The sequence below is a fragment of the Tunicatimonas sp. genome, from assembly GCF_049647865.1.
Classification (GTDB): Bacteria; Bacteroidota; Bacteroidia; order Cytophagales; family Cyclobacteriaceae; genus Tunicatimonas.
On sequence record NZ_JBARYM010000874.1, the window covers coordinates 1 to 1,782 of the forward strand.

3 protein-coding genes are annotated in these 1,782 nt (G+C 37.5%); all 3 read right to left on the minus strand.

Annotated features, from left to right (window positions below; all coding sequences use genetic code 11):
* The coding region (locus tag WBA23_RS25085; RefSeq protein ID WP_424585022.1) for a tetratricopeptide repeat protein at positions 1 to 424 on the minus strand (424 nt) is incomplete at its 3' end.
* A 69-nt stretch (positions 425 to 493) separates the two neighbouring features.
* Positions 494 to 709: a hypothetical protein gene (locus WBA23_RS25090; RefSeq protein ID WP_424585023.1), complete on the minus strand. Its 216-nt coding sequence runs from the start codon at positions 707 to 709 to the stop codon at positions 494 to 496.
* Between the two features lie 456 nt (positions 710 to 1,165).
* Positions 1,166 to 1,782 (minus strand): universal stress protein (locus tag WBA23_RS25095; protein ID WP_424585024.1); only part of this gene is annotated, 617 nt, incomplete at its 5' end.

Here is a 1,782-nt window from a genome sequence, read left to right on the forward strand (position 1 = left end):
GTCCATTAGCTTTTTGGTCAGCAGTCAAACTTGTTTCTAATTCTTGAATTTCTTTTACCGTCTGTTGCTGTTGAATGTAAGAAAAGTCTTTTTTGAACTCATTGTATATTAGAAACCATTGATAGCTTTTAAACATATCCTTTTTAACATCTATTCCATCTCTATACATAGTAGCTAAATTCAGACGAGCAGAAGTGATTTTACCACTTCTAGATAAGTTCTCTGGGTTTTCAAGTTTTCCAAGTCGAATTGCCCACTCGAGCATCTTTTCAAGATCTATCTCTGTACCTATTCCTTCTTTGTAGCAGTTAATTACATTGAACATGCATGTGGCATCATTATTTTCTGCACACTTTAAAGCATAAGAGAAAGCTTTATCCATGTTTTGCTCAATTCCGCTTCCGTTGCCATAGGCCATCATCATTTGGTAGAGTGCATCGTTAAATTCTTTTTTTGCAGATTTTAAATACCATTCAATTGCTTTATCCAGGTTCTATTCAACCCCGATTCCGGCTTGATAGCAGTATCCAAGGTTATATTGGGATTCAGCACTTCCTAGTTCAGCTGCTTGCTTTAAAATAGGTATTGCTTCGTCAAACTTCTGTTGCTCGATCAACACAATAGACTGTTCATTTAGTTTATCTGCATTTTGCCCAAATACATTAATGCATATGAAAGTTAGAATTAGAAATGCTATTTGCTTGGTCATTCGTTTCCTTAGATAGTTTACAACATCGGTATAGATATCATATAAGGCTTATACAGATGTTAGGAAGGAATAAACGTTTTATGTGTTTATTTTTAATATATCTCTTCTTTTTGAGTAAGACAAAATGACATTTGATATGAAAGGTAAGATTTACTGTGTCATTTGATTTTTTTGCCGTAAAAAAAGGATGGCAACTGCACTCAAATTGCCAAGGTGTAGTTGGTCTATTCATAGAAACTTTTTCAAACAATAGTATCTTTTATAAGCGATTTAAAGTTTTGAATCCATTTCATTTGGACCGCTCTATTTTCAGCATATTTAGCTCAACCATGAGCCGGTTAAATGTTACACTAAAAATTCTGAGTTAATTTTTTGCCTAATGCACTGAAAATCAGTATTGTTAATTCGATAGTTCTGTAAAAACTTTATAGTAATGAAACAGAAGGGATGAATGGGTTAATAAGATAGATTCGATTCCCGATAGACCAATACTGGATACGTAGCAAAGTAAGAAATATCTTTAACGGTGCTGCCCTCAAATAATCGCTCAAAGAAGTTCCGACGATGATAGAGTAGTGCCACAATATCCATGTCGTGCCGGATTGCGTACTGATCTATTCCGTGGGTGGCATCTTCTTCGCAATCAGTTTCTTCGAATGTCAGATTAGTAGTTGGCAAGGCCTCCTTTATATGCTGCTGAAACGCTTGGTGCGTAGCCCGCTCTCGCAAGCCTCTATTTTGACAAATGTGTACTACATGCAGTTTAGCCTCAAACGGTTCGGCCAGCAGGGTTAAGCGAGATAGTGCATCCGTATCTTCTTCTTGATAATCAGTAGCGTACATAATCTTCTTCGGGTCGCGATAGTTGGCTGACGTAGGTACGCAGAGCACCGGACAGGGAGCCCGATCTATTGTTTTGGCGGTGTTACTCCCAATATATTCTTCGAAAATATCCTTTACACCCGAAGTACCCATCACAATCATGGAGTATTGCTGCTCTTTAGCGTAATCTACAATTTGCCGGTTGAGTGGACCATATGTAAAATGGTAGTTGCAATCCGTAAGTCCGCACC

What these genes read in the sequence shown, in the direction of transcription:
- WBA23_RS25090 (WP_424585023.1), bottom strand. Translation starts at nt 709, where the DNA reads ATGACCAAGCAAATAGCATTTCTAATTCTAACTTTCATATGCATTAAT.